The following is a 24,504-nucleotide window of genomic DNA, read 5'->3' as shown; positions in this document are numbered from 1 at the left end:
ATAATGTTCCCGCTGGCAGTGCTCGTGTAAGTTGAGGGGACAGGGTGGAGGTAGTTAACTGATTTGTCCCCAGTTCATTGAGCAGAGCACGCACCCCCTTCATGATGCCCTGCGCCATCTGGCCCCGGCGAACGTCCGGCAGCATATAGCGATTAATCACGGTTTGCATGCGTGGGTTCCAACCACTTCGCCAGCGCAAAGTAATCATTTTTTTGAAGGGAGTCCATCTTGGCTCACAGTATAGCTTTTCCGCTCAAAAACATCCGCAACATGAGTGTATTGATGACTAATTTATGACTAAGTTTGGTTGAAGAATAGATTAATTGTTTCTGATAGATCATTGAAGCAGCCACTTGTCTTAAAGCACTATAGGAATTGACAGGGTTGACGAATTGCCTGTGCCAGTAACTGCCGATACTCGCGATCGCTGACAACATACGCCCCAAAGCGCTCAAGATGGGGATTTTGCAGTTGGGCATCAAACAGCAGAAAGCCGCGACGCCGCAGATGCTCCACTAGTTTCACCATCGCTACTTTCGAGCCGTCGGGAATGCGATAGAACATGGACTCGCCAATAAAGGCGCCGCCAATAACAATACCGAGAATCCCCCCTGCCAGTTCATCGCCCTGCCACGTTTCAAAACTGACTGCCCAACCCGTGGTGTAAAGCAGATGGTATACTTCCTTGAGACGGGGTGTTATCCATGTACTCAGGCGATCGGCACACCCCTCAACCACAGCAGCAAAGTCTCGGTTAATCGCCACTTGAAAGCGATTTTGATTGAGCACCCGCTGCAAAGACTTCGGATAGCGAAACCGCTCATCAAGGGGAATCAATGCCCGCTCACGGGCAGTGTACCACTCTAGGTCATCCCCTTTCCCCATGAGAAAGTAGCCTTCAGCATAGCCACCATCAATAAAGGTATCGCGTACCCACTCGGTCTCAGAAATCTGCATACTGATAATCTGAACAATAGACACTTCACATTCACTCTAGTGTTGCCTATGCTACTCTCATCCTCGGCTGTAATGACAACCATTAGCCGTTACTGGCGCTGGTGTGTAGCACTGCTATTGGCCATCCTGTGGATTCTGCTCACCCCCACGGGGGCGATCGCTGAAGATTACACAAAAGAAGCCCTGATCAATATGGATTTTTCTGGACGGGATTTGCGGGGATCTGAATTCACTAAAGCCAACCTCTTCCACAGTAACCTCAGCCACACCAATCTTCAGGGAGTGAGCTTCTTTGGTGCCAACATGGAAACGGCCAACCTCGAAGGTGCCGATTTACGCTACGCCACATTGGACACCGCACGGCTGACCAAGGCCAATCTCACCAATGCCATCCTTGAAGGTGCCTTTGCCTTTAATACCAACTTTGACGATGCCATTATCACTGGTGCTGACTTTACCGATGTGGAACTGCGGGAAGACGCCCAACGCAAGCTCTGCAACGTTGCCAGTGGCACCAATCCCGTAACGGGGCGCAAAACATGGGAAACGCTCCACTGTGAAGACTTTGCCACTTAATCCGTCTTCATTTGCTCCGAAGAAGGATGATCCCCGCGATTGCCCAAGGGGCACGCTTCGCGATCGCCCATGTCGGGAATTCTGATAAAGTATTACAAAAGTTAAGATTTATGACTAGAGTTTTTCATGAACGTTTTTATTGTTGGCGGTACGGGTACCCTAGGGCGGCAAATTGTGCGCCGTGCCTTAGATGAAGGACACCAGGTCTATTGTTTTGTTCGCAGTCCAGCCAAAGCCACGTTTCTGCGGGAATGGGGCGCCACCATTCTTCAGGGAAACCTCTGTGCTGCTGACAGTCTTCTTGAGGCATTGCAGTACGCCAAAGCTTCCGTGGTCATTGATGCCTCTGCCACTCGCCCCACCGATACCCTAACCATCGAAGCAGTGGATTGGCAAGGCAAGGTCAACTTGATTCAGGCTGCCCAAGCTGCTGAGATTGAACACCTGATTTTTTTCTCGATTATGGGAGCGCAGGACTATCCCCACGTGCCCCTGATGCAAATCAAGCACTGTACCGAAGACTTCTTGCGCGAATCAGGGCTAAACTACACGATCCTGCGTCCCTGTGGCTTCTTTCAAGGCTTGATTGGCCAATATGCGATCCCGATTCTGGAAAATCAATCCATTTGGGTTTTGGGAGAGTCCACCGCCATTGCCTACATGGATACTCAGGATGTAGCCAAATTTGCCGTGCGTGCCATTGATCGGCCTGCGACCTATGGCAAAACCTTTGACCTAGCAGGCACCCGCGCTTGGACAGCCGATGAAATTATTAAGCTATGTGAAAATCTCTCAGGGCAGGAGGCGAAAATTACCCGTTTGCCCATTGGGGTTTTGCGAGCCGCACGGCAGGCCACCCAGTGGTTTCAGTGGACATGGAACATTAGCGATCGCCTTGCCTTTACGGAAGTGATTGCCAGTGGTCAAGTCTTCAATGCCCCAATGGAGGAAGTTTATCGCACCTTTGACCTCGATCCCAACGAAACCCTGACCCTTGAGGCCTATTTACAAGACTATTTCACCCGAATTCTGCGTAAACTCAAAGAATTGGATTACGAAAAAGCCAAACAGAAAAAATCTGGACGCAAAAAACGCAGTCCCTTTAAGTCCACCCCCTAGGAGTTGCTGTGAAGGCGGGGATCATTTACAACGAAGGCAAACCCCTTGCGGTCGAATTGGCTACCCATGTCCGTCAAATTTTAGAACTTCAGGGCTGGGAAGTGCACATGGCCACGGGGATTGGTGGCATTCTTGGCTATTCCCGTCCCGATAGTCCCGTCTGCCATACCCCCATTGATCAACTGGTGCCCCCCGGCTTTGATGCTTCCATGGCCTTTGCGGTTGTTCTGGGCGGCGATGGCACTGTACTTTCTGCCTTTCGGCAGTTGGCTCCCTGTGAGATTCCGCTGCTCACGATTAACACCGGGCACTTGGGCTTTCTCACCGAGGGCTACGTCGCCGATTTAGAACCTGCCCTTGATCAAGTGCTGCGTGGCGATTACACGATTGAAGATCGCACGATGCTCACGGTTCAAGTCCTCCGCGATCAAACCGTTATTTGGGAAGCCCTCTCCCTCAATGAAATGGTGATCCATAAAGAACCCCTGACGGGAATGTGCCACTTTGAGGTGGATGTGGGTGCCCATGCCCGCGTTGATATTGCTGCCGATGGCTTGATTCTCTCCACCCCCACCGGTTCTACGGCTTATGCCCTCTCAGCGGGTGGTCCCGTAATTACCCCCGGTGTAGCGGCTTTACAATTGGTGCCGATTTGTCCCCACTCTTTAGCGTCCCGTGCCCTTGTCTTTGCCAACACCGAACCCGTGTGGATCTATCCCGCGAACCCCTTCAAGCATCTGATTCTGGTGGTGGATGGCAATGCAGGCTGCTACATTCAGCCGGCGGATCAAGTTTTTGTACAACGTGCTCCCTACCGTGCCCGCTTCATTCGCCTGCGTGCGCCAGAATTCTTCCATGTGCTGCGGCAAAAACTGGGCTGGGGACTGCCCCATGGGGCCAAACCACGCCCCAAGAATAGTCAAGAATAGTACAAATCCATTGGGCAAATGGTCTCGAAGGAACCCCCGATGACGACAGCTGCCGAACGGATTCAACAACTGCGGCACCTGCTTCAGCGTGCGAGCTACGCTTACTACGCCCTCGATCAGCCGATCATGGAAGATGAAGTCTATGACCAACTCTATCGCGAACTTCAGGAATTAGAAGCGGCTCATCCTGAGTACATCACCCCCGACAGCCCTACCCAGCGGGTCGGCGAAGCTCCCAGCAGTCAATTTGAGAGTGTCAGCCATCGCATTCCCCTCTATAGCCTCGAAAACGCCTTTACCTTTGCCGATATGGTGGCGTGGCAGGAACGCTGGCAGCGCTATTGGCGTAGCCTACGGCGAGAGGAGCCAATTCCCCCGCCGGAATATGTCTGCGAACTCAAAGTGGATGGCGTGGCTCTTGCTTTGACCTACGAAAAGGGTTTACTGGTGCGGGGGGCAACTCGGGGCGATGGCCAACGCGGTGAGGACATTACCAGCAATGTGCGGACGATTCGCACCATTCCCCTACGGCTAGCCGTAGAGAACCCACCGCCGATCGTTGAAGTTCGGGGGGAAGCTTTTTTGCCTTTGGCACGATTCCATCAACTGAACCAAGAACGCCAAGCCCAAGGAGAGGCTCCTTTTGCGAATCCCCGCAATGCCGCCGCCGGTACTCTCCGTCAACTGGATCCTCGCATTGTTGCCCAACGCCAACTGGACTTCTTTGCCTATGCGCTGCATTTACCTGAAGGGGGTAGCGTTGGTGAGAACCCAGCAGGAGAACCCCAATCGCAGTGGCAAGTGCTCAATGCGCTGCAATGCCTTGGCTTTCGGGTCAATCCCCACAATGTCGACTGCCCTGACCTAGAGGCCGTGAAAGCCTACTACGACCACTGGCAAACCGCACGCCACCAACTGCCCTATCTGACCGATGGCATTGTGGTCAAGCTCAATGATTTAACGCTGCAACAGACCCTTGGGTTTACGCAAAAGTTTCCCCGAGGTTGTATTGCTTGGAAGTATGAACCGGAACAGGCGATTACCGATGTGACGGGGATTACAGTTCAGGTGGGACGCACGGGTGCGCTCACCCCGGTGGCTGAACTGGTGCCGGTGCAATTAGCAGGTACCACTGTATCACGGGCAACGTTGCACAATGCAGACTATATTGCCAAATTGGATTTGCACATTGGCGATAAGGTGGTGATTCACAAAGCTGGCGAAATCATTCCAGAGATTGTGCGGGTCTTTCCGGAATTGCGACCACCAACGGCTCAACCCTTTACAATGCCCACAGTGTGTCCTGAATGTCATCAGCCGGTGGTGCGCCCTGCCAACGAAGCTGTGAGTCGCTGTGTCAATCCTCGGTGTCCAGCGATCGTGCGCGGGCAAATCCTCCATTGGGCGAGTCGGGATGCCTTGGATATTCAAGGGTTAGGGGAAAAGCTGGTACAGCAATTGGTGACCAAGGAATTGGTGCGCACCCCGGCAGATCTCTATCACCTCACGGCAGCACAACTGTTGCGCCTCGAGCGCATGGGTCAAAAGTCCGTTGATAAATTGTTGCAGGCGATCGCCGACTCGAAACAACAACCGTGGCCACGGGTGCTCTACGGCTTAGGCATCCGCCATGTGGGGAGTGTCAATGCCCAAGTGCTTGCCGCTCAATTCAAGTCTGTTGAGGAACTGGCCGCTGCTACCATCGCCGATCTGTGTGGGGTCTATGGCATTGGTGAGGACATTGCCCAAGCGGTCCACGAGTGGTTCCGAGATGCAGCGCACCAAGCCCTCATTGCGGATCTCAAAGCCTTAGGGCTACAACTGGCGGCGACAGCGACCACTGTACCAACGACAGGACAACCCCTTGCGGGCAAACGTTTTGTGATTACAGGCACCCTGCCCAGCTTCACCCGTGAAGCAGCCAAAACGCTGATCCAGCAGCATGGCGGTCAAGTGAGTGAGAGTGTCAGTCGGCAAACAGATTATCTGGTGGTGGGCGAAAAAGCGGGGAGTAAATTGCGACGCGCTCAAGAATTGGGTATTCCCTGCATCAGTGAAACAGAACTTATAGAAATGTGTCGTTAGACAAAAAATCCGTGGAAGTATGGAGTCAAAACCCTGAAAAATCTTTTAGCCTAAAAAGTGTGGCTGCTTAGTACCTAACGTTCAAGCACAATAGGGGGCAATTCGCTGATCTATGGTTTCTGTCACGCCGTCTCGACCTGCCGGGAGTGCCAATGCTATGACCCCTGCTCAGGGCTATCAGCATCAGTTACACCAAACTCATCCGACGCGCACCAATCACTATAGCCTGCGGGACTATCTGCAATTTGATAGCCAACGGGGCAGCATTACCGACTGGTATGATCAGCGGATTGCTCTAGCGACAGAAGACTTTGTCATTGGCCTAGTGGAAGGTCTCGAAGAGGAAGTTGGTCCTGCCTCTGCCCTTGTCATGTACAAAATTGGCGAAGAGTGGGGCAAACGCGATGCGGTTGTCTTTAAGCAACACTTTGAACAGGAGTACCAGCGCGAACTGCGCAAGTCCGCTTTGACATTTATCCTAGAGGCTTGGTGGTGGCCCTTTATAACCCTAGGCTGGGGCAACTGGGAAGTGGATCTCACGGAGCAAAAGAATGGTTTTATGTTCATCAATATCTTTGACTCCGTGGTGGCACGTACCCTTGGGGATGTGGGTAAGCCAGTCTGCTACATCTATGCCGGTCTGTTTGCGGGCTTCTTTACGGGATTGATTCAAAAGCCCCTGAGTTGTATCGAGTTGCAGTGCTATGCCATGGGGGAAACCTACTGTAAGTTTCTCGTCGGTAAACAGGATCGCATTGATGCGGCCGCCTTCTGGCAAAACGAAGGAGCTACGGCACGGGATATTGAAAAACGCCTGCGCCAAGGGGAGTTGGTGAAATGATAAGCCACAGATGAGTGTGTTCATTTATTTTCTAGCGAGGGTTACCCTATGTTCCGTCAGTTGAATCACTTAACCGTTGTTGCCGATGGTCGCTATGCCCGTCCTGAGGAATTAAACTTTTTGCGGGACTATCTGGCCTCGGTGGAGACTCGCATCAGTGCCTACGAAAAAATCCGTGCTGAGGCGGAAATGATGGCGGATAAAATTCAATCCATGCAAAAGGCAGAAAATCCCCGCTGTTTTCATTTGATCAATGGCGATCGCTCAGAAATTTGCCGTCGTGACTTGGTGGATACGATTCGCCTGTGCGCTTCGGCAATGCTCTTTTCTGAGTTGGATTTGCTGCGGGACAACTTTTTGCTTTGGTATCGCACCATTGTCAAATCCTTCAACTACGAGGCGTCTTCCTCCTCCACCTATGGCAAGTACCTGCCGAACATGATGAAGGAACTGCTCACACCCGAAGAACAGCAGGTGATGCAGCCTGTTCTTGCCCTCGGCAGTTCAATTTTGTCAAAATAGAGTTGTTGTGGGGTGGGACTTATGCTGCGTCAACTGGAAAAACTCAGCCTTGAGGCCGATGGCCGCTATGCCAGCACCGAAGAGCTAGAGTTCCTCAAAAACTATCTAGCAGCTGCAGAGCAGCGCATTAGTGCCTATGAAAAAATCCGTGACGCCGAGGAGAAAATCCTCAATCAGGTGGAGCAGCAACTGCGGGCTAAAAGTCCCTACATTTTCCGCAAGGGCAATCAGGATTATTCGGCAGTGTGTCGGCGGGATCGCAAGCATGTGCTGCGCCTAGCGGCAGCCGCGATGTTATTTGCGGATTTGGATGCCCTGCGGGACGGCTTCTTGCTGTGGTACCGCACGATCATTAAGGCCTTCAAGGATGAGAAGGTGGCGCAAGTGACGTACCAAGTCCTGCCCCAAGCGGTCAATCAAGTGCTCTCGGGCGAGGAAGCACCGTTAATGCAGCCTGTGATGGCACTTACCCAGTCCATCCTAGGGGAATAGACTCACTTCACTCAGCAGTGGGGCAAAAATGCGCTAGCCTAGAAGCACCGATTGCACGGGGGAATTTATCACTCCTGCGATCGCCTTTGGCGTACCACTGGTATTCGCCGCTATAGTATTACTAAGATTCATTGGGATACACAAAGGCATGACCATATCGGCGCAATTGCTGCAACGGGCAGATTTGATCGGTACACAGGTAATTACCCGTGATACTGGTCGGAAGTTAGGCGTCATTAATCAAGTTTGGGTCGATATTGACCAGCGGCAAGTGGTGGCCTTGGGGGTACGCAATACCCTCTTTACAGGGGAGCAACGCTACATTCTTCTCGACAGTATTCGCCAAATTGGCGATGTCATTCTCGTTGAGCACGATGATGATGTCACGGAAGCTCTCAATACCTACAACTACAGCACATTGATTGATAGTGAGATTGTGACGGAAACCGGTGAAGTGCTGGGTAAGGTACGGGGTTTTAAGTTTGATCCCGAAACGGGCGACATTACGGATTTGATTTTGGCTTCCATTGGCTTGCCTTGGATTCCAGCTCAACTGATTAGCACCTACGAGTTGCCCATTGAGGAAATTGTCAGCACCGGGCCTGATCGCATTATTGTCTTTGAAGGGGCAGAAACGCGCCTGCGGCAATTAACAGTGGGTCTCTTAGAACGGGTCGGCTTGGGGGCACCCCCTTGGGAAAGCGACGAGGACGAGTACTATCAACCCGTTACGCCGAGCAGTAATCAATTGCCCTCCGGGGCGCGATCGCCCGTCTATCCCCCCCAACGCAGCCGCAGTGATTACGAAGCCGATTGGGAAACCGCTCCCCGGCGTCGCCGTCGCCAGCCCGAGTATGTGGAGTATGAGGAGGAGTATGAGTACGAAGAGCGTCCCCGCTCACGTCAAGTTAAACCTCCAGCTCAAGCCATGCCCGTAGAACTGCCGGAATCGGAACCCACTGCCGATCCTTGGGAAGAACAACAACCGATTCGCCTTGAGCAGCGGCAAAAGCAAGAGGAATACGATCACGAATAGTTGGGAATAGTCCACGATGGCTTATGTCCCACTGGCCACGGTACTTCAGCAGTGGCAGCAGGCTCCTGAATGGCAGCAGCCGCAGCAGTTCTTGCGTCTCTTGGAGCATTGGCCAGAGCTGGTGGGGACCGTTGTGGCGGCGCACACTGTACCGCTGGAACTCACGGGTCAAGGGGTTTTACGAGTGGCGGTTGCCAGTAGTACTTGGGCACATCATCTGATGTTTTCGCGATCGCCCTTGATGGCCAAAATTCAGCAGACCCTAGGTATTTCCCTCAGGGATATTCGCTTTTCCAATCGGGACTGGCAACCCCAACGCTCGCCGATCGCCAGCCATGAGGCCTTACCGAAAGTAGGGAAGCTTCCCAGTGTGGCGCCTGCGGCCACTCCCCAAGAGGCTTTTCAACGATGGCAAGCCCAAGTGCGCCAGCGATCGCGAGACTATCCCCTCTGCCCCCGCTGTCAGTGCCCTACACCCATCAAAGAATTACAGCGCTGGGGGCTCTGTGGCCTGTGTGCTACGCGGCAGCCTAGATGCCAGAGCCGTTGAGAAACTCTTCAATGGGGCGATCGCTAAGGCGGCAGGCTTGACCTTGGGAGGCTTGCAAATGTCCTTGCACAAGGGCAGGTACCTTTTCCTGCTGTTGCAGTGTTTGCACCTGTTTCTCCAGGAGTTCAATGCGATCCAAGAGATAGCGAATTGCTTCGGCCTCAGAGTCTGGCAGTTGACCGTGTTCCAAGGGAGCAATTTTGGCACCTGTACGATAGACAATCCGCCCGGGAATCCCCACCACTGTACAATCCGAGGGCACATCCCGCAGCACCACAGACCCCGCGCCAATGCGCACATTGTCCCCAATTGTGAGGTTGCCCAACACTTTCGCTCCGGCACCGACAACCACATTTTCACCGAGGGTCGGGTGCCGCTTTCCCGTTTCTTTACCGGTACCGCCGAGGGTGACTCCCTGATAAATCAAACAGTAATTCCCCACAATCGCGGTTTCACCAATGACAACCCCCATGCCGTGATCAATGAAAACGCCTTTGCCAATCGTGGCGCCAGGGTGAATTTCAATCCCCGTAAGCAGGCGGGCAATGTGGGAAATGAAGCGGGGGACAAAGGGAACACCCCGCCGCCAAAGCCAGTGGCTCAACCGATGGAGAACAATGGCCTGAAGTCCGGGATAGCAAAAAACAACCTCTAACCAATTGCGGGCAGCGGGATCCCGTTCAAAGATAATTTGGAAATCTGCTTTGAGGGTGCTGAGCACACGCGGCTCCTTGGCAGTGATGCAACCTAAACACCAGTTTCGATCTTAGCGGATTTTGCCCAGGTCTAAGAGGGTTCAGGAGGCCACCAAAGGGGAAGGATGCGATCGCCGAGTGCGCTGTAGGCCATATTCGAGGGCTTCGGCAACCGCTTGGTAGGAGGCTTCAATGATATTGGCAGAGACCCCCACCGTTGCCCAGCGATCCCGCCCATTACTAGATTCCACCAGCACCCGGGTTTTGGCTGCCGTGCCGGCATGGCCATCTAAAATCCGCACCTTGTAGTCTGTCAGGTGAAACTCGGCAATCTCTGGATAGAAGGACATCAAGGCCTTGCGCAGCGCCTGATCTAATGCTGAGACAGGACCATTGCCCTCCGCCGCTGTGAGCATCTCCTCACCATTGACTTCAACTTTGACCGTGGCCAGAGACTGACTGCGAATTGTGGCCTCTAGTTGGCGTGAATCGGTGCGGCAAAAAACATCAAAGCCTTTGAGGGTAAAGGGTCGCTGGCGTTGCCCTAGGACCTCCTGAATCAGCAGTTCAAAGCTAGCTTCCGCCGCTTCAAATTGATAACCTTCGCTTTCGAGGTGCTTAATCCGCTCCAAAATCGCCCGACTCAGGGGATGCTGCCGATCCAACTCAAAGCCGAGTTCACTGGTTTTCGCCAAAATATTGCTAATGCCCGCCTGCTCAGAAATAATAATGCGCCGTTGATTGCCCACCAAATGCGGCTCAATATGCTCGTAGGTACGGGGATTGCGCTGCACGGCACTGACATGGATTCCCCCCTTGTGGGCAAAGGCCGACAGTCCCACATAGGGTGCGTGATCATCGGGGGCAAGGTTGACAATTTCACTGACATGGCGGCTGACTTCCGTTAGTGTCGCCAACTGCTCTGGGGTAACACAGTCATAGCCGAGTTTCAATTGCAGATTGGGAATCAACGTACACAGATTGGCATTGCCACAGCGTTCGCCATAGCCGTTGATCGTTCCCTGCACCATCCGCACCCCACTTTGCACCGCCGCAAGGGCATTGGCCACTGCCGTCCCCGCATCATTGTGGGTGTGAATCCCCAGACAATCAAGACCACCAAAGTGCGCCATCACTTCTGCCACCACGGCCTGAATTTGATGGGGCAAGCAACCGCCATTGGTATCACACAGAACGAGCCATTCTGCCCCAGCGGCCAAAGCCGTTTCAAGGGTTTGTAGGGCATAGTCTGGATTGGCAAGATAGCCATCAAACCAATGCTCGGCATCGTAGATCACCCGCCGTCCTTGGGATTTGAGGAACTGGATTGAGTCGGCAATCATGGCGCAGTTCTCCGCCAATGTGGTCTTGAGACCATCGGTGACATGCAGATCCCAAGATTTGCCAAAGAGTGTCACCCAGCGGGTACCGGCTGCTAGGATTGGCTCAAACATTGGCTCTTCTGCTGCCTTGCGGCCGGGGCGACGAGTGGCACAAAAAGCAACAATTTCTGCCTGTTGGAGGGGCGTTTCCTGCAACTGCCAAAAAAACTGCACGTCCTTGGGATTGGCTCCCGGCCACCCTCCCTCAATAAAGGGAATGCCAAGGCGATCCAGTTGACGGGCAATCCGCAGTTTATCCTCGAGGGAGAGGGAGAGACCTTCCCGCTGGGCGCCATCGCGGAGGGTGGTATCGTACAGCGAAATTTTCACCGTGCTGACTCTCCCTTGGGACGCTCGTAGTCATTGGCGTAGGCTTGCAGTAGAGAGCTGACTTGAGTAAAGACCTCTTTGCCGGAGGTTTTGCCAATGGCCGATCGCTCCGGATGAGCTTGTGGCCGCGCCATGCTGTGGTTAATGGCCTCTTGGACTTGGGTGCGAATCAGATCCATGAGTTCCTCTTCAGCCCGCTGGCGTTGATACTGCGCGCCCTCTTCGGTTGTGGCGTAGAGCGGGGGAAGGCGGTTGAGGGCGTAGGCGGCAATATCTCCCAAATCAAGGGCGCATTCTTGCTCCGCTTCAATGGCAGCAATACGGGTAATTGCCTCGGTGAGCACCAATTCTTCCATGATGTTGATAAATTGCTTGCGGGGGACAGCCACCACTTGCCCCGTCAATAGGGCACCCATGAGGCGATCCAACGCCATGTAGTCTTCCACAGAGAGTTCTGTAGCTTTATCGCAAATGCGTCCTACTTCTGCCTCCTGCGTTGGTGTGAGATAACCATTGCGCAGTGCTTGTTCAACAATCTCTTGAATCCCCATACGTGTTTCCGCTGTAATTGCTGTAGGGGCACTCCCCCACTCACTTAGTATATGCCGAGGAACTGCCAAGGGCAGGGGTAATTTTGCATTGTATGTAGCCCATAGTTTAGAAAAAGCCTGTAACGATAAGATAACGATAAGAACTGTTGCAAAGAAGTGCCAAATCCGACGAAATCTTCATACCTGGATAGTCAAGTGGTAAAATTGTCGTAGGAAATAACTAAAGGCTAGCAGTTGCCCACATCATTCTCATTTCTTCTTGTGGTGCAGCCTATGGTTGTTTGGTTGTCATCTTTTTTACATACCGTAGAGCCATTACGAGTACCAATTTGTTTCTGTTTTGCTTGGCTGCTGCTGATAATGATGGCGTGGAATGTGTGGCAATTCACACAGGAGGGTCTGGCGATCGCCCGCCGTTTGCATCAAATTCCCTGTTCTCGCTGTCGTTTCTTTTCAGGAGACTATCGCCTCAAGTGTTCACTACATCCCGATTGGGCAGCGACGGAAGCCGCTATTCAATGTCCCGACTATCATTTTGAATATAAGGACTGAGAGACCGAATTTATTCCTACAGGGAGTTGGAAGAGGGATCACCTTGTTACCACAGTATCCACAATTGGTCATCTCCACAGAGGCCAGCACCTATGTCGTCCCTCTTACCCAAGGCAATTCATGGGTAATTGGTCGAGGTAAAGACTGCACAATTGTTTTGGCGGATCGCTGGTCTTCCCGTCGCCATGCTATGATTCAGCGTCTGGATAATGATGATTATTATCTCATTGATTTGGGGAGTCGCAATGGCTGTGTGCTGAATGGTCAAATGATTCAGGTGCCGACGCTCCTCAAAACGGGCGATCGCTTTATTATCGGTAAAACAACCCTTGAATTTCGTAAGGATGAGGCTGTCTCCACCACCCCGCCAGATGCCCCTCTTGCCCTTCAACCCACGATTCTCATCATTCAACCCCCCGGCATTCAAGTGCAAATTTGGCAAGAATTGCTGCGGAGTCAGGGGTTAGAAGTTATTGTGGAGTCAGGACAAATCAATAGCCGCCGTATTATTAGTGATTTTGTGACCGTGATGCAGCGCAACCCTGACCTGCTGCTCCTTGATTCGCAACTGGAAACCCCGGATATTGGCAACCTTTTGAATTGGATCAAGGCAACCTATCCCAAGCTGCGCAGTTGCATTATTGACCGCTACGACAACCACATTTCCCCCATGCAGCGACAATGGGCAGTGGAGCATGGGGCAATTGATTGGCTCCCCGCACTGCCCGATGAAAATCTCACAATGTTTGGGGCAGAAATTGCAGCTCAATTGCGGCGCATTCTCAAGGCTTTGGGGCGCAACAAACTAGAGCAAGACAAGCTCGCAGTTGCCCTTTTGAATCTGCAATTGGCGACAAATGACGATTTGCCCTCCCAGTTGCTCAGTGAGTATGTGAATCGCCCGCCCTTTCCCCTTCAATAGTTGGCAGTTGATCTACCTGAAAATACTGGTGAAAGCGCTCAGTGACTTGGAGGATGTAGGAGCGACTTTGGCTATCCCGCCGCCGCTGAATAAACCCAAGGGTGAGGAGTTCTTGAATGTGTTGGTAGGCACTAGAACCCCGCAGTTCAATCACCTCTGGTTGGCGAATGGGGCCACGAAAAGCAATCAGGGCTAGTGTGCGCTGTGCCGCAACCCCCAATTCAACGGGGACAAGGGACTGGACCAGTTCTTGAAAGGCGGGCTTTAATTGCAGGCTGTATTTATCGTCAATTTGGACAATTTCAAGGGCGGTTTGGCGATGGGCATAGTCGTTGAGTAGCTCAATCAGTGCCAGTTCAATGGTTTCAGGATTAGTGGCGGCGAGGGTTGCTAGTTCGGCAAGGGTCAGGGGCTGCGCCTTCAGGTATAGAATGGCCTCCACCCGCATGGTTAATGTACGCAGGTCAATGTCCCCTTGCATAGGCTATTGCCAGCGGAACAGGGCAGCTCCCCAAGTTAAACCGGCACCAAAACCAGCGGCGGCAATTAAGTCTCCGGGTTGAATATGCCCCTGTTGAATCGGAGTTGCAAGGGCAAGGGGAATCGAGGCGGCGGAGGTATTACCACACTGACCCACATTGCTAATCACTTTCTCCTGAGGAATGCCTAAACGCTCGGCCACAGCATCAAGGATGCGCTGATTTGCCTGATGCAACACCAGCCAGTCAATTTCCTCAACCGTACACCCAGCGCGGTGCAGGGCTTTTTCAATGACTTCGGGGACTTGAGTGACGGCAAAGCGATAAACTTCACGGCCATTCATGGCAATAGGAGCAAATCCCCCTTGGGCGATCGCCAGATTGTCCCCTAAGGTCTGGGGAGTACCAGCAAAGGCAAGGGTAAGGTGCTCATTAAGGCGGCCATCACTGCGTAATTCAAAGCTGAGGAGTTGATCAGCATCGCTGGCTTGCAAAACCATCGCGCCGGCGCCATCGCCAAAGAGAATGCAGGTGCGGCGATCGCCCCAATCGACCCAGCGAGACAGAATATCACCACCAATGACCAAAGCACGGCGGTAGGCACCGGTGCGCAAATACTGAGCCGCCGTAACCAAGGCAAAGAGAAAGCCAGAACAGGCAGCCGTTAAGTCAAAGGCCACCGCATTTACCGCACCAATGCGAGTTTGCACCAAGCAAGCGGTGCCAAAGAGATCATCGGGCGTGGAAGTGGCCAAGATGATCAAATCCACTGCTGTGGGTTCTAGGCCGGCCATCTGTAGGGCTGCGCCCGCTGCTTCGCTGGCCAAATCCGCAAGGCGCTGGTCAGGAGCTGCCACGTGCCGTTCTTGAATGCCCGTACGGGATTGAATCCACTCATCAGAAGTATCCACAAGGGCACTGAGGTGGGCATTGGTCAAGCATTGACGGGGGGTTGCCGCGCCCACGCCGCTAAATTTAACGCCCTGCACAGTCACTAAGCCTGATCCTCAACGGCAACGGCATGCTGATAACAGGCCTGAATCCGCTCTGAAACGCGATGATCCACCGCTTCCTTGGCGAGGCGAATGGCATTGAAAATCGAGGGCGCTTGGGAGCTGCCGTGGCTAATGATACAGATGCCATCCACTCCCAACAGCAAACCCCCCCCATGTTCCGCATGATCAATGCGTTGCTTAATTTTGCGGAGATTGGGACGTAGCAGCGCCGTACCCAGTTGCCCGCGCCAGCCCCGAGGTAGCTCTTCACGGAGAATTTGGACGAGGACACTACCCAAGGATTCAGCAAATTTAAGTAGAACATTGCCGACAAAGCCATCACAGACCACGACATCAAATTGTCCCGACAGGACATCGCGGCCTTCGGCATTGCCCAAGAAGGAGATTTGGCGATTTTGCCGCAGGAGTTGATGCGCTTTTAGAGCCAGATCATTGCCTTTGCAGTCCTCTTCGCCAATGTTAAGCAAGCCCACCTTGGGATCTTCGACGTCCAAGACGTACTGGCTGTAGATCGAACCCATGACCGCAAATTGCTCAAGGTATTTGGGGCGGCAGTCCACATTGGCACCGACATCGAGGACAAGAACGGATTTGCCGGGGATAAGGGTGGGTAGGACGGCACCAATGGCGGGGCGATCAATGCCGGGGAGTCGGCCTAAGCGTAATAGTGCCGCAGCCATCGCTGCCCCTGAGTGACCAGCGGAAACAATCGCATCAGCTGCACCCGCTTTGACCAGATCCATCGCCACGTTAATTGAGGCCCTGGGTTTCTTTTTCAGAGCGGTCAGGGGTTCTTCCCCCATTTCCACAACATCACTCGCTTCGACAATTTGGGGCTTGGCTGTGGGGGCATGTTCATTGAGGTAGCGCTGAATGGGCACTGGATCACCCACAAGGAGGATATCGGCATCTAATTCTTCACTGGCTCTGAGGGCACCGGCAACAATCTCATCGGGAGCATAGTCACCCCCCATGGCATCCACAGCAATCCGTGCACGAGTCATTGGCTGAACTCTTACGAGAAAATCCTACAGAATTCTAGCAGATGACAGCGCTTTTCCTAAGAATGGCGGACACTGAACACGGTGGGGGTTAGTTTAGGACAAGCTTCTACGGATAGAACCCTAGATCGGTGCCTGTGCCATTGTGGACATGAGCCAGTTGTTCATACTTGCGGGCATGCTGGCGTAGATCGGTGGCTTCAGTGTCACTCACTTCTCGCACCACTTTGGCGGGAATGCCCACAACCAAAGAGCGTGGGGGGACATCTTTGCTGACCACTGCCCCTGCACCGACAATACTGCCAGCTCCGACTCGAACGCCATTAAGAATTACGGCGCCAATGCCAATTAAGCAGCCATCTTCAACGGTTGCCCCATGAATGACCGCGCGATGCCCGACGGTCACTTCTGCACCAAGGATTGTGGGTTGTCTCGGATCACCATGGAGAATGGCACCATCTTGAACATTGGTGTGGGCACCAATCTCGATGTACTCCACGTCACCGCGTAACACAGCGCCATACCAAATGCTACAGCCTTCACCCAAGCGGACATCACCAACAAGGGTGGCATTGGGGGCAATAAAGGCAGCGCGATCGCTGGCAACGGCGGGCCAAAAAGCACTAGGGGCAGTGATTACCATAGTTTATTCCAAGCATCAAAAATCTAAACCACAGTTTCCAAATTGAGGGTAGGCCTGAAACTAACCTAAGGATTTGGGGTTGCTGGTGTCGTGGGCGCCGGTGAGGGCGTGACGGCTTCGGGGGTGGGGGGCACAGCTTCCTCGCGGGGGGGACGGCGTTCGGGCACCGGTAGATGGAAAAAGATGGCAGCCATTACGGCTAAGCTAGCAGCGCCAATTCCCAAGGGCATCAGTTGTTTGCGCAAAGGCACAGCAGGGGCGATCGCCCGCCGCGGGAGGGAATGGAATGTCGGTATCAGGGTAGGCAGTGTTTGGCTATCACTACAGAGTTGATCCAGTGCCTCCACTAAATCAGCGAATTGTAACCATGTAAGATGAACTTCTAGGGTTTCCCCTGCTTCATCGTTGGCGGGTGGCTCTGCATTTTCTTCTGGGGGGACTTGCAGTAGCTTGCGCGGAATACGGAGGGATACTTGATTAGAGGCCCGAATTTCGACCTGAATTGGGTACTGGGGCGATCGCCGCAACTTCACACCACTCAACCATGTTTGCGCCGCTGCGGGCACACTATTGAGTAACGCCACCAGGAATTTTTTGCCCCCCTTGACCCGCTGATTCTGGTCAATAATCTCCCACTCGCAGAGGGTGACAATATCCAACTGCTCTGCGCCGGCTTGACCACTCAGCCCTTCAATTCGCAGTCTGCAATTGGGCAATGAATACTGGCGTTGCAGCAGCATTAACTGACTTCCCCATCAAATAAACTAAACCAAAGGCGTTCCATGCCCTTTGTGCCTGCACAGAGCAGAAGTTGTGCCAACAGCTTGAGACCTAACTCATTGAGGGCTTGGTTATTTTTGTAGAGAAAGAGACCCGATCGCTGGAGGTTCATGCGCTTGCGAAAATGGCGGCGAAAGCGATCTAAATACTCTGCCAAGGGGGCATAGGTTTCTGGGGGCAAATTTTGCGCCTGCAATTGATCCAACACCAAAAGTAAATGCCGCAGGATTGCTGTCTGCCGCCGCGCCACTTGCACAACCACTGCGGTGAGTGCCTTTGTTTCCGCCAAGGGCAAGGGGGTACGCTGGGTAATTTGGCGAAAGGGATTGGTGCAGCGAATTTGCCAAAATACGACCCGATTGGGGATCATCACTTGCAGTTGCAAATCCCGCAGCACTTGTAACATTAACTCAGAGGCATGCAAATCAACGCACTCTAGGGCAAGCAACAATAAGTCTAATTGCCAACGTGCCCGCCGAGGACACACACTTACCCCTTGGGGGTCGGGCAGTGCTGCCAAGATCGGGGGTAATAGCTCAACTTCAGGGGATTCGATTGTTGCTGGCATTGAGTTTGCCGTTTCCATACTCTCTAGAGTGCTCACTATACAGCAATAATGACAGGACTCATGGTGAAATAGGCCTAAACGATCTTAGCCGTTTCTCTGCTGACGACTGCCGCCCCTTTTTGTATGTTGCCCACTAGGCTGATTTTGCGAAAAGCAGGCTAGACTTGAGGGGAGTCACATCATTGTGAGGTTGCAATGAGTCAAGAGATTCCCCCCCCAGAAGCCTATGTGGTGCTTGGACTGGCTCATTGTTTTGTGCAGGTAGAGGGAAAACTCCAGCCCATAGAGGTGATTGAGCCGATTCCCTCAGCGGCGTTGGAAGCCCTGCTCCATGGCTTGCCCACTTCCTACAGTGAAGCCCATGCCCTCACCTATGGTACAGCCCAAGACCCGCAGCAGGTGCAGCAGCAGTTTCCCCCCAGTGCCCATCTGTGTGATGACTATGGCGATCGCCTTGCGGCTGCCGCACGTACCTACATTGCCCGTCCCCAAAGTACCCGCCATATTCCCCTTGGCGAAACCTATCGCAACTTTAATACCTCCACAGAACGCAAACGGGTGCTCAACTCCGAGCGTATCGTTACCGCTGCCGACAATGTCAAACAACACGCCTACACCCACCAAGTCCTCTAACCAGTTGTCCTGATTCACGAAAGGAATGACCATGGTCACTGAAGTGCAGCCCGTTCCCGCAGCATCCCTTGACGCGCCTCCAGAAAATGCGGTTGAGATCATTGAAACGGTGATTTCTAGTCTCCACCAAGGGGACGCCCCCCTCGTTGGCCAAACGGACAGTGGCAAAATTTGGATGTTTCGCTATGGCAGTGCCGAGGTCTTTGTGCAGTTGAGTGGTCATACGGCGGAAGACTTTCTCACCATTTGGTCTCCGGTACTGCCTCTGCCCGTAACGGATGAATTGGCACTCTATCGTCAGCTCCTGAGGTTGAACTGGCTCACCACCCTCGAGGCACACTTTGCCATTGCCGAAGACCAAGTCCAAGTCGTGGCTACCCGCACCCTAGGGGGGATTACTGCCTGTGAAATTTCCCGCCTAATTACGATTGTGGCGACACTAGCTGATGACTATGATGACGCCCTTAGGGCTCAGTTTAAGAGCTGATCAGCGCTTTCATATCCCGTACTGCTTGCACCATACCCACAAGAACAGCGCGGCTAATAATCGTGTGGCCAATATTGAGTTCTTCGATACCTTCAAGGCGGGCGATCGCCCCTACATTGGTGTAGGTCAGCCCATGACCTGCATTCACCCGCAAGCCCAAGGATGTTGCCTGTTGGACACCATGAGCTAAAATCGCTAACTCCTGTTGTTGGGCCGCTTCCCCTTTGGCTTCGGCATAGCGACCGGTGTGCAGTTCAATAAATTGAGCAGTGGTTTTGGCAGCGGCTTCCAGTTGGGCAGGATCCGCATCAATGAATAAACTCACAGGAATCCCCGCTCCTTGCAACGTTTGCACCACTTGGGTCAAGGGTTCCTGCTGACCCACCACATCTAGCCCCCCTTCGGTAGTGACTTCTTCGCGCCGCTCAGGTACTAACGTCACGTAATCCGGCCGAACGTCAAGGGCGATCGCCACCATTTCGGAAGTGGCAGCCATCTCTAGGTTCAAATGGGTGCGTACCGTTTGCCGCAGGAGGCGCACATCCCGTTCTTGAATATGGCGACGATCTTCCCGCAGATGTACGGTAATGCCATCCGCTCCCCCCAGTTCTGCCAAAACGGCTGCGGCTACGGGATCGGGTTCAACTGTGCGCCGGGCTTGGCGAATCGTTGCCACATGATCAATGTTGACCCCTAGGGTTGCCACTGCGATCGCTCCTTGTCGGAATAGAAGCTCAACCTTTTGGATAATACACCAAGGCAAGGTGCCATGTCGGTTGTCCGAGCTGTCCGTTTGCAACCCTTTGAGCCAGCCGATAGACTAACTCCCTAGGAGAGACAGGACAGTGGCTGATGGCTTGGCGAGTACCCCGACGGTGGACTTTTGGCTGGTTTTATCCGTGGCGAGGCGTGGATTGGCTGCTGTTGGGCGCTGTTTGGGCAACCACGGTCATTGGGGCGGTCTTCATCCACAGTAGTCAACTCCACCTCGAGGAAAACGATAGTCTCCAGCATTTATTGGTGGGGGGGATGGGTACAATTCTTGCCCTCATCCTTGCTCGCGTTCCGGAGTCGGTCTTTATGGGCAGTCATTGGGCCATCTACGGCCTGAGCTGTGCCCTGCTGCTGGCGGTTGATCTCGTGGGGGTAGAGGCCAAGGGAGCAGAGCGCTGGTTGGCGATTGGCGGCTTTAACCTGCAACCCTCGGAGTTTGCCAAAATTTCCCTCATTCTTACCCAAGCAGCACTGTTGCACCGCATTTCAGGCCACTCTCTGAAGGGCATTCTCAGTGTGTTTGCAGCCACCGCACCCCCCTTTTTTCTGATTTTGACGCAGCCGGATTTGGGCACGTCCCTTGTTTTCATTGCCATTACATTGACGATGCTTTACTGGGCGAATACGCCCGGCAGTTGGATTGTCTTGATGCTTTCCCCTTTGGTGGCGGCGATTCTTGTTGCCCTGCCTTTACCCTACCAACTCAATCTCGTCATCTGGTTGGCGTGGACACTGGCGATGGCAGTCGTCGCTTGGCGGAGCTTGCCCTTGGGCTGGGTCGGCGGATTGGGGGGGCTGGTGCTCAATCTAGGGGGGGCTGGCTTGGGGCAAGTGCTTTGGAGTGTGCTCAAGGACTATCAGAAAACCCGTATTCTCATGTTTCTTGACCCCGACAAGGATCCCCTTGGGGCTGGCTACCACTTGATTCAATCGCGGATTGCCATTGGTGCCGGTGGGCTATGGGGGCGGGGCATTTTTCAAGGCACCCAGACCCAGTTGGGATTTATTCCCGAACAGCATACGGACTTTATTTTTTCAGCGATCGCTGAGGAGACGGGGTTCATTGGCAGTTTAGTTCTCCTATGCCTCTTTTGGTTAATTGGTTTGCGCTTATTGCAAATTGCCAATAGTGCGGGTCATGACTTTGGCTCGTTGCTGGCGATCGGTCTCTTTGCCATGATCCTGTTTCAAGTGGTGGTGAATATTGGCATGACCATTGGTCTGCTCCCCGTGACAGGAATGCCGTTACCACTGGTGAGTTATGGCCGCTCAGCCATGCTGGCGACCTATCTTGGCTTAGGTATGGTGCTCTCCGTGGCGAATCATCGCCCGCGATCGCGCTACTAACCGAGGCCCTAGCGTCCTAGCTTATTAGGAATGCCCTCACAGCCACCGGGAATCGTTTCACGGGAGCGGCTACCACTCCAAGCACAGCAATAGTAGCGTTGTTCTTCGGAGAGGTTCTTGACATTGGTAAAGTTGACATCCTCGACGACCGCACCCGTCTGCGCCCCAGTGCGAAAGTTGGGAGGATTCAGGCGATCGCGGGGACTAGCCTGCTCAACCGTGCCGTAAAATAGGCGAACACGACTGAGATCGGCATTGGTCAGGTCTGCCCCCTGCAAAATCGCCCCTGCCAGATTGGCTCGTGTCAAATTACAGTTGCGAAAGAGGGTTCCCGTTAGATTGGCATCACTCAATTCGGTCCAGCGCAAATCGGTACCACTGAGATCAGCGCCCGCTAGCATACTGCCAAGGTTAATCACCCGCACACCATACTCAATGTCTTCCTCATAGCCACCCAGCCCATCAAAAATTGCCCGTCCCAGTCGGCGATCGCGCTTCAGCGGCGATAGTAGCTTTGCGCCTGACAAAAAGCGAATGATTTTGGCCTTGCCTTCGGCATCCAGTCCCCCCAAGATAGCGGCAGTGCGTCCCTCAGCGATCGCCCGTTCCGGCGGCCAATCCTCCAATAACCCCTCATCGTCAAGAATGAGATCGGCAATCCCTTGGAAATAACTGTCAATCGTTTGCTGTTGGGTAATGCGGTTTTGTTGGGTGGTCAAATCCCGCGAGATGACGTACTGTCGCCAAGCCACATAGGCCGCCAAGAGCGCCACCAAAATTTGCCCCAAGGCACCGAAGCCCTCAGCCAGTGCCCCCACCGCCTCCCAGTTCGTGCCTTGGAAGCGTCCTCGAATCCAGTCCATCGCCCCAGTCATGGCAATGAGGGCCACCACCGTCAAACTCAGACCTAGTGAGGCCACAATGAACTGCCGTTGCTGCGCTGTCAGATCCTCCGTAAACCAGTGGTAGGTGGAGGTCCACACTAGTGGGAAGCTCAGCGCCCCCAACACCAAGGCTGCCGCCACACCCACCGCATCCCAATCGAGTCCCCAAGCCACCAAGACAGTGACCATCGCAATCGGCATCAACACCGAACGCAAAGACTGCCAACCCGTGCGCCAACGATTACGAGCTGCTAACACTTTACTGAGACGCAAAGCAGCCACCGTCGGATTTTCACGGAGGGTCATTTTGTCTTCGCCCATCAGGATTCGGCCTTCAAGGAATTAAACCAATCATACAGACCTTTGCCAAAGGAGAACACACCCAAAACTGTGAACGCCAGCATTGGGATGGGATAGCTTGTCGATGGTTTAGAAAAGCGCTGCCGTCAGAATTTTCCTTTGTGACATCACGTTCCCCCTTTCTCTCCTTAGAGAAGGCTGTACAATAATTCATAAAGTTTTCAAAAAACATTTTGGGAGGTTATGGGTATGGATTGGCGTGTCCTGATTGTCCTGTTACCTATCCTACTGGCTGCGGGCTGGGCAGCTCGCAATATTCTGCCCTATGCCGTGAAGCAGGTTCAAAAGCTCCTGCAAAAAGCAAAAGCAGCCTAGGACTTGGATCTTAGATGGTTTGTTGGGCAAGTTCTCCCCAAGAGATCAGCAGGCGTCTGTCCACTGGTTTTACTTTGGGGAGACTTTTTTATAATGGGGGATATATTGTTAATTTTTGTAAATTAGTTTTCAGGTTACTGCCATGCCCTCCCTCGAACAGCTTGCCCATCAACTGGAAAGTCCCAATTCCCGTGATCGCCTGCTGGCGTTAGCCGCGCTACGGGATGTCCCCTCTGCGGATGCCGTACCCCTAATTAAAAAAGTTCTTTGGGACGAAAATCTACAGATTCGCTCAATGGCGGTGTTTGCCCTTGGGGTCAAATCCACACCAGAGTGCTTTGAAATTCTGGTGCAGTTGCTTGAGAGTGAACCTGATTATGGTATTCGTGCCGATGCTGCGGGTGCCTTGGGCTATCTCGAAGATGGGCGTGCCTTTGAACCTCTGGTGCGCGCTTTCTATGAAGACACCGATTGGTTAGTGCGCTTTAGTGCTGCTGTAGCGCTGGGCAATCTCAAGGATCCCCGCGCGGTGGATGTGTTGCGATCAGCGCTGAAAAGTCAGGAAGTCGTGATGCTCCAAGGGGCGATCGCCGCTCTGGGGGAAATTGGCGATCCCAGTGTTGTCGAAGATATTTTGCCCTTTGTGAGCGCAGAGGATTGGTTAGTACGGCAACGGCTCGCTGAAGCTCTGGGCAACCTTCCTAGCCCGAAAACCCAAGCCGCTCTGGAATACCTCGCCAAGGATGAGCATCCCCATGTGGCAGCGGCAGCCCAGATTTCTTTGCAACGCTTGCAAGAGCGACTTTCCTCTGAAGTTCAGGACACTGGTAATTGAGAGCAAACTTTTTTGCCCACTGCGGTTTCTGCCACAACTCTTTAAACTGGAAAGAAAGCGCGGCATCCGCAGTAACCTATCTCTATGTCTATCCGAATTAAATTTCTTCCTTACCTCGTGGCAGTGCTGATCGGGGTGCTTGGTGCGATTATTCTTTCACAGCTACATTTCACACTCTGGTGGGAGCCAGACCTGCTGACCCAACCGCCACCCATTGTCGAAGCAGAACCAGAAACCACTGCTGTTCAGCCTTTACCCACTCCTCAACCGCCAGCCAATCCGCAACCGAATGGGCTACGCATCAGTAATCAAACGGCCTTTTCGGTGCGGGTGGTGTTGCTCCCGGCCCGCGATCGCGCCCATCCTGATCAAGGCGCAGTTCACTGGGATTTTGCCCCTATGGAAGGCAATGTTAAGGGATTACTATTAACGCTGCCCGAAGGTAAGCTCACCCTCCAATCGGGGGATATTGTCTTGGCCTTTACCCTCGATGGTTCCAAACGCTACTGGGGGCCCTATGTCATTGGTGAAAATAGCGAACTTCAGCGCGATCGCCAAACGCAGGAATGGCAGTTGATCCTGCGTCCCTAGGAGGCCTCTGAAGAAAGACCTGAACGGAGGGTTTCCACCAATTTTTCGCTGTGCCAAGGCTTGTACAAACAGCGATGCCAATTAGCCTCTTCAATGGCCCGCTGAATCGCTATCCGCTTGACCCGTGAGCATCGCTGTTGGGGAAGAGGGTCGTGAAGCCCATGAATTGCCCTCACTACCACCCTACCGCCCTTTTCCAAAATCGGCGATCCTCAGATACAAGCCCCTCCTCTGATTGCTTGGACAATTTAT

At 53.3% G+C, this 24,504-nt stretch carries 29 protein-coding genes; 17 read left to right on the top strand and 12 right to left on the bottom strand.

Features of this window, described 5'->3' with window-relative positions; all coding sequences use genetic code 11:
- Positions 1-366 precede the first annotated feature (366 nt).
- Positions 367-957, bottom strand: a complete 591-nt coding sequence (aat, locus tag IGQ15_RS08890; RefSeq protein ID WP_297050953.1) for a leucyl/phenylalanyl-tRNA--protein transferase — start codon at positions 955-957, stop codon at positions 367-369.
- A gap of 48 nt (positions 958-1,005) precedes the next feature.
- On the opposite strand from aat, the gene IGQ15_RS08885 reads away from it, so the two are divergent.
- From IGQ15_RS08885 to IGQ15_RS08845, 9 genes are all read left to right on the top strand, one after another.
- A complete protein-coding gene (locus IGQ15_RS08885; RefSeq protein ID WP_297050950.1) occupies positions 1,006-1,533 on the top strand; it encodes a pentapeptide repeat-containing protein in 528 nt (175 codons plus the stop codon).
- A 126-nt stretch (positions 1,534-1,659) separates the two neighbouring features.
- Positions 1,660-2,652, top strand: coding sequence for an NAD(P)H-binding protein (locus IGQ15_RS08880; RefSeq protein ID WP_297050949.1), 993 nt, complete (start codon positions 1,660-1,662; stop codon positions 2,650-2,652).
- A gap of 8 nt (positions 2,653-2,660) precedes the next feature.
- Complete coding sequence (locus tag IGQ15_RS08875; protein ID WP_297050946.1) at positions 2,661-3,581, top strand: NAD(+) kinase; 921 nt, start codon at positions 2,661-2,663, stop codon at positions 3,579-3,581.
- 18 nt (positions 3,582-3,599) lie between these two features.
- Positions 3,600-5,666: an NAD-dependent DNA ligase LigA gene (ligA, locus tag IGQ15_RS08870; protein WP_363315831.1), complete on the top strand. Its 2,067-nt coding sequence runs from the start codon at positions 3,600-3,602 to the stop codon at positions 5,664-5,666.
- 157 nt (positions 5,667-5,823) lie between these two features.
- On the top strand, positions 5,824-6,507 hold the full coding sequence (locus IGQ15_RS08865; protein ID WP_363315832.1) for a V4R domain-containing protein: 684 nt from the start codon (positions 5,824-5,826) through the stop codon (positions 6,505-6,507).
- A 48-nt stretch (positions 6,508-6,555) separates the two neighbouring features.
- The gene (locus IGQ15_RS08860; RefSeq protein WP_297050940.1) at positions 6,556-7,029 is read left to right on the top strand and encodes an allophycocyanin; all 474 of its coding nucleotides are present in this window, start codon (positions 6,556-6,558) and stop codon (positions 7,027-7,029) included.
- A 21-nt stretch (positions 7,030-7,050) separates the two neighbouring features.
- Positions 7,051-7,521 carry an allophycocyanin gene (locus tag IGQ15_RS08855; RefSeq protein ID WP_297050938.1) on the top strand — a complete coding sequence of 157 codons (471 nt, stop codon included), beginning with the start codon at positions 7,051-7,053 and terminating at the stop codon, positions 7,519-7,521.
- A 148-nt stretch (positions 7,522-7,669) separates the two neighbouring features.
- The gene (locus IGQ15_RS08850; protein ID WP_297050936.1) at positions 7,670-8,557 is read left to right on the top strand and encodes a PRC-barrel domain-containing protein; all 888 of its coding nucleotides are present in this window, start codon (positions 7,670-7,672) and stop codon (positions 8,555-8,557) included.
- A gap of 16 nt (positions 8,558-8,573) precedes the next feature.
- A complete protein-coding gene (locus IGQ15_RS08845) occupies positions 8,574-9,107 on the top strand; it encodes a DUF721 domain-containing protein (protein WP_297050933.1) in 534 nt (177 codons plus the stop codon).
- On the opposite strand, the gene cysE is transcribed toward IGQ15_RS08845, so the two are convergent.
- From cysE to IGQ15_RS08830, 3 genes are all read right to left on the bottom strand, one after another.
- On the bottom strand, positions 9,088-9,828 hold the full coding sequence (cysE, locus tag IGQ15_RS08840) for a serine O-acetyltransferase (RefSeq protein WP_297050931.1): 741 nt from the start codon (positions 9,826-9,828) through the stop codon (positions 9,088-9,090). The genes IGQ15_RS08845 and cysE overlap by 20 nt on opposite strands.
- Positions 9,829-9,903: 75 nt before the next feature.
- Positions 9,904-11,514 (bottom strand): citramalate synthase, encoded by a 1,611-nt coding sequence (gene cimA, locus IGQ15_RS08835; protein WP_297050929.1) that lies wholly within the window; start codon positions 11,512-11,514, stop codon positions 9,904-9,906.
- Positions 11,511-12,065 (bottom strand): late competence development ComFB family protein, encoded by a 555-nt coding sequence (locus IGQ15_RS08830; RefSeq protein WP_297050927.1) that lies wholly within the window; start codon positions 12,063-12,065, stop codon positions 11,511-11,513. The genes cimA and IGQ15_RS08830 overlap by 4 nt, the downstream gene beginning before the upstream one ends.
- Positions 12,066-12,440: 375 nt before the next feature.
- Between IGQ15_RS08830 and IGQ15_RS08825 the strand changes: the two genes are divergently transcribed.
- Positions 12,441-12,617: a hypothetical protein gene (locus IGQ15_RS08825; RefSeq protein WP_297050924.1), complete on the top strand. Its 177-nt coding sequence runs from the start codon at positions 12,441-12,443 to the stop codon at positions 12,615-12,617.
- A 43-nt stretch (positions 12,618-12,660) separates the two neighbouring features.
- Positions 12,661-13,539: an FHA domain-containing protein gene (locus tag IGQ15_RS08820; protein WP_297050922.1), complete on the top strand. Its 879-nt coding sequence runs from the start codon at positions 12,661-12,663 to the stop codon at positions 13,537-13,539.
- Here IGQ15_RS08820 and scpB read toward each other — a convergent pair.
- From scpB to IGQ15_RS08790, 6 genes are all read right to left on the bottom strand, one after another.
- Positions 13,499-14,020 carry an SMC-Scp complex subunit ScpB gene (scpB, locus tag IGQ15_RS08815; RefSeq protein WP_297050920.1) on the bottom strand — a complete coding sequence of 174 codons (522 nt, stop codon included), beginning with the start codon at positions 14,018-14,020 and terminating at the stop codon, positions 13,499-13,501. The two genes, IGQ15_RS08820 and scpB, sit on opposite strands and share 41 nt — an antisense overlap.
- Before the next feature lie 3 nt (positions 14,021-14,023).
- Positions 14,024-15,013 carry a beta-ketoacyl-ACP synthase III gene (locus IGQ15_RS08810; RefSeq protein ID WP_297050918.1) on the bottom strand — a complete coding sequence of 330 codons (990 nt, stop codon included), beginning with the start codon at positions 15,011-15,013 and terminating at the stop codon, positions 14,024-14,026.
- Positions 15,013-16,038 (bottom strand): phosphate acyltransferase PlsX, encoded by a 1,026-nt coding sequence (plsX, locus tag IGQ15_RS08805; RefSeq protein WP_297050915.1) that lies wholly within the window; start codon positions 16,036-16,038, stop codon positions 15,013-15,015. Before plsX ends, IGQ15_RS08810 begins: the two co-directional genes overlap by 1 nt.
- A 106-nt stretch (positions 16,039-16,144) precedes the next feature.
- Positions 16,145-16,678, bottom strand: a complete 534-nt coding sequence (locus tag IGQ15_RS08800; protein WP_297050914.1) for a gamma carbonic anhydrase family protein — start codon at positions 16,676-16,678, stop codon at positions 16,145-16,147.
- 65 nt (positions 16,679-16,743) lie between these two features.
- A complete protein-coding gene (locus tag IGQ15_RS08795) occupies positions 16,744-17,418 on the bottom strand; it encodes a DUF4335 domain-containing protein (protein ID WP_297050912.1) in 675 nt (224 codons plus the stop codon).
- Positions 17,418-18,026, bottom strand: coding sequence for a DUF3038 domain-containing protein (locus tag IGQ15_RS08790; RefSeq protein WP_297050910.1), 609 nt, complete (start codon positions 18,024-18,026; stop codon positions 17,418-17,420). Before IGQ15_RS08790 ends, IGQ15_RS08795 begins: the two co-directional genes overlap by 1 nt.
- Positions 18,027-18,221: 195 nt before the next feature.
- On the opposite strand from IGQ15_RS08790, the gene IGQ15_RS08785 reads away from it, so the two are divergent.
- On the top strand, positions 18,222-18,659 hold the full coding sequence (locus IGQ15_RS08785) for a hypothetical protein (RefSeq protein WP_297050908.1): 438 nt from the start codon (positions 18,222-18,224) through the stop codon (positions 18,657-18,659).
- Between the two features lie 31 nt (positions 18,660-18,690).
- Positions 18,691-19,146, top strand: a complete 456-nt coding sequence (locus IGQ15_RS08780) for a YbjN domain-containing protein (RefSeq protein ID WP_297050905.1) — start codon at positions 18,691-18,693, stop codon at positions 19,144-19,146.
- Here the strand turns inward: IGQ15_RS08780 and IGQ15_RS08775 are convergent.
- Positions 19,136-19,852: a pyridoxine 5'-phosphate synthase gene (locus tag IGQ15_RS08775; protein ID WP_297050903.1), complete on the bottom strand. Its 717-nt coding sequence runs from the start codon at positions 19,850-19,852 to the stop codon at positions 19,136-19,138. The two genes, IGQ15_RS08780 and IGQ15_RS08775, sit on opposite strands and share 11 nt — an antisense overlap.
- A 146-nt stretch (positions 19,853-19,998) precedes the next feature.
- On the opposite strand from IGQ15_RS08775, the gene rodA reads away from it, so the two are divergent.
- A complete protein-coding gene (rodA, locus tag IGQ15_RS08770; RefSeq protein ID WP_297050902.1) occupies positions 19,999-21,267 on the top strand; it encodes a rod shape-determining protein RodA in 1,269 nt (422 codons plus the stop codon).
- Positions 21,268-21,275: 8 nt separating this feature from the next.
- On the opposite strand, the gene IGQ15_RS08765 is transcribed toward rodA, so the two are convergent.
- A complete protein-coding gene (locus IGQ15_RS08765; RefSeq protein WP_297050900.1) occupies positions 21,276-22,457 on the bottom strand; it encodes a pentapeptide repeat-containing protein in 1,182 nt (393 codons plus the stop codon).
- Positions 22,458-22,700: 243 nt separating this feature from the next.
- Here IGQ15_RS08765 and IGQ15_RS08760 point away from each other — a divergent pair, with 243 nt between their 5' ends.
- The 3 genes from IGQ15_RS08760 (at position 22,701) to IGQ15_RS08750 (ending at position 24,252) form a co-directional block, all read left to right on the top strand.
- Positions 22,701-22,826: a photosystem II protein Y gene (locus IGQ15_RS08760; RefSeq protein WP_297050898.1), complete on the top strand. Its 126-nt coding sequence runs from the start codon at positions 22,701-22,703 to the stop codon at positions 22,824-22,826.
- Between the two features lie 142 nt (positions 22,827-22,968).
- Positions 22,969-23,661, top strand: coding sequence for a HEAT repeat domain-containing protein (locus IGQ15_RS08755; protein ID WP_297050896.1), 693 nt, complete (start codon positions 22,969-22,971; stop codon positions 23,659-23,661).
- Positions 23,662-23,796: 135 nt separating this feature from the next.
- Positions 23,797-24,252, top strand: coding sequence for a hypothetical protein (locus IGQ15_RS08750; protein WP_297050894.1), 456 nt, complete (start codon positions 23,797-23,799; stop codon positions 24,250-24,252).
- The last annotated feature ends 252 nt before the right edge of the window (positions 24,253-24,504 follow it).

Origin of the sequence: Thermosynechococcus sp. M98_K2018_005 (assembly GCF_015295825.1) — a bacterium.
Classification (GTDB): Bacteria; Cyanobacteriota; Cyanobacteriia; order Thermosynechococcales; family Thermosynechococcaceae; genus Thermosynechococcus.
Note: the sequence above shows the minus strand (reverse complement) of the source record. Positions and strands in the feature narration are given on the sequence as shown.

Bases quoted from the DNA above. Each gene is read 5' to 3' on its own strand.
- IGQ15_RS08785 (WP_297050908.1), top strand. From the start codon at position 18,222: ATGAGTCAAGAGATTCCCCCCCCAGAAGCCTATGTGGTGCTTGGACTG.
- IGQ15_RS08885 (WP_297050950.1), top strand. From the start codon at position 1,006: ATGCTACTCTCATCCTCGGCTGTAATGACAACCATTAGCCGTTACTGG.
- IGQ15_RS08850 (WP_297050936.1), top strand. From the start codon at position 7,670: ATGACCATATCGGCGCAATTGCTGCAACGGGCAGATTTGATCGGTACA.
- rodA (WP_297050902.1), top strand. From the start codon at position 19,999: ATGGCTTGGCGAGTACCCCGACGGTGGACTTTTGGCTGGTTTTATCCG.
- IGQ15_RS08880 (WP_297050949.1), top strand. From the start codon at position 1,660: ATGAACGTTTTTATTGTTGGCGGTACGGGTACCCTAGGGCGGCAAATT.
- IGQ15_RS08845 (WP_297050933.1), top strand. From the start codon at position 8,574: ATGGCTTATGTCCCACTGGCCACGGTACTTCAGCAGTGGCAGCAGGCT.
- plsX (WP_297050915.1), bottom strand. From the start codon at position 16,038: ATGACTCGTGCACGGATTGCTGTGGATGCCATGGGGGGTGACTATGCT.
- IGQ15_RS08760 (WP_297050898.1), top strand. From the start codon at position 22,701: ATGGATTGGCGTGTCCTGATTGTCCTGTTACCTATCCTACTGGCTGCG.
- scpB (WP_297050920.1), bottom strand. From the start codon at position 14,020: ATGCAAGGGGACATTGACCTGCGTACATTAACCATGCGGGTGGAGGCC.
- IGQ15_RS08765 (WP_297050900.1), bottom strand. From the start codon at position 22,457: ATGACCCTCCGTGAAAATCCGACGGTGGCTGCTTTGCGTCTCAGTAAA.
- IGQ15_RS08780 (WP_297050905.1), top strand. From the start codon at position 18,691: ATGGTCACTGAAGTGCAGCCCGTTCCCGCAGCATCCCTTGACGCGCCT.
- IGQ15_RS08855 (WP_297050938.1), top strand. From the start codon at position 7,051: ATGCTGCGTCAACTGGAAAAACTCAGCCTTGAGGCCGATGGCCGCTAT.
- IGQ15_RS08800 (WP_297050914.1), bottom strand. From the start codon at position 16,678: ATGGTAATCACTGCCCCTAGTGCTTTTTGGCCCGCCGTTGCCAGCGAT.
- IGQ15_RS08790 (WP_297050910.1), bottom strand. From the start codon at position 18,026: ATGCCAGCAACAATCGAATCCCCTGAAGTTGAGCTATTACCCCCGATC.
- IGQ15_RS08795 (WP_297050912.1), bottom strand. From the start codon at position 17,418: ATGCTGCTGCAACGCCAGTATTCATTGCCCAATTGCAGACTGCGAATT.
- IGQ15_RS08865 (WP_363315832.1), top strand. From the start codon at position 5,824: ATGACCCCTGCTCAGGGCTATCAGCATCAGTTACACCAAACTCATCCG.
- aat (WP_297050953.1), bottom strand. From the start codon at position 957: ATGCAGATTTCTGAGACCGAGTGGGTACGCGATACCTTTATTGATGGT.
- IGQ15_RS08860 (WP_297050940.1), top strand. From the start codon at position 6,556: ATGTTCCGTCAGTTGAATCACTTAACCGTTGTTGCCGATGGTCGCTAT.
- IGQ15_RS08830 (WP_297050927.1), bottom strand. From the start codon at position 12,065: ATGGGGATTCAAGAGATTGTTGAACAAGCACTGCGCAATGGTTATCTC.
- IGQ15_RS08755 (WP_297050896.1), top strand. From the start codon at position 22,969: ATGCCCTCCCTCGAACAGCTTGCCCATCAACTGGAAAGTCCCAATTCC.
- ligA (WP_363315831.1), top strand. From the start codon at position 3,600: ATGGTCTCGAAGGAACCCCCGATGACGACAGCTGCCGAACGGATTCAA.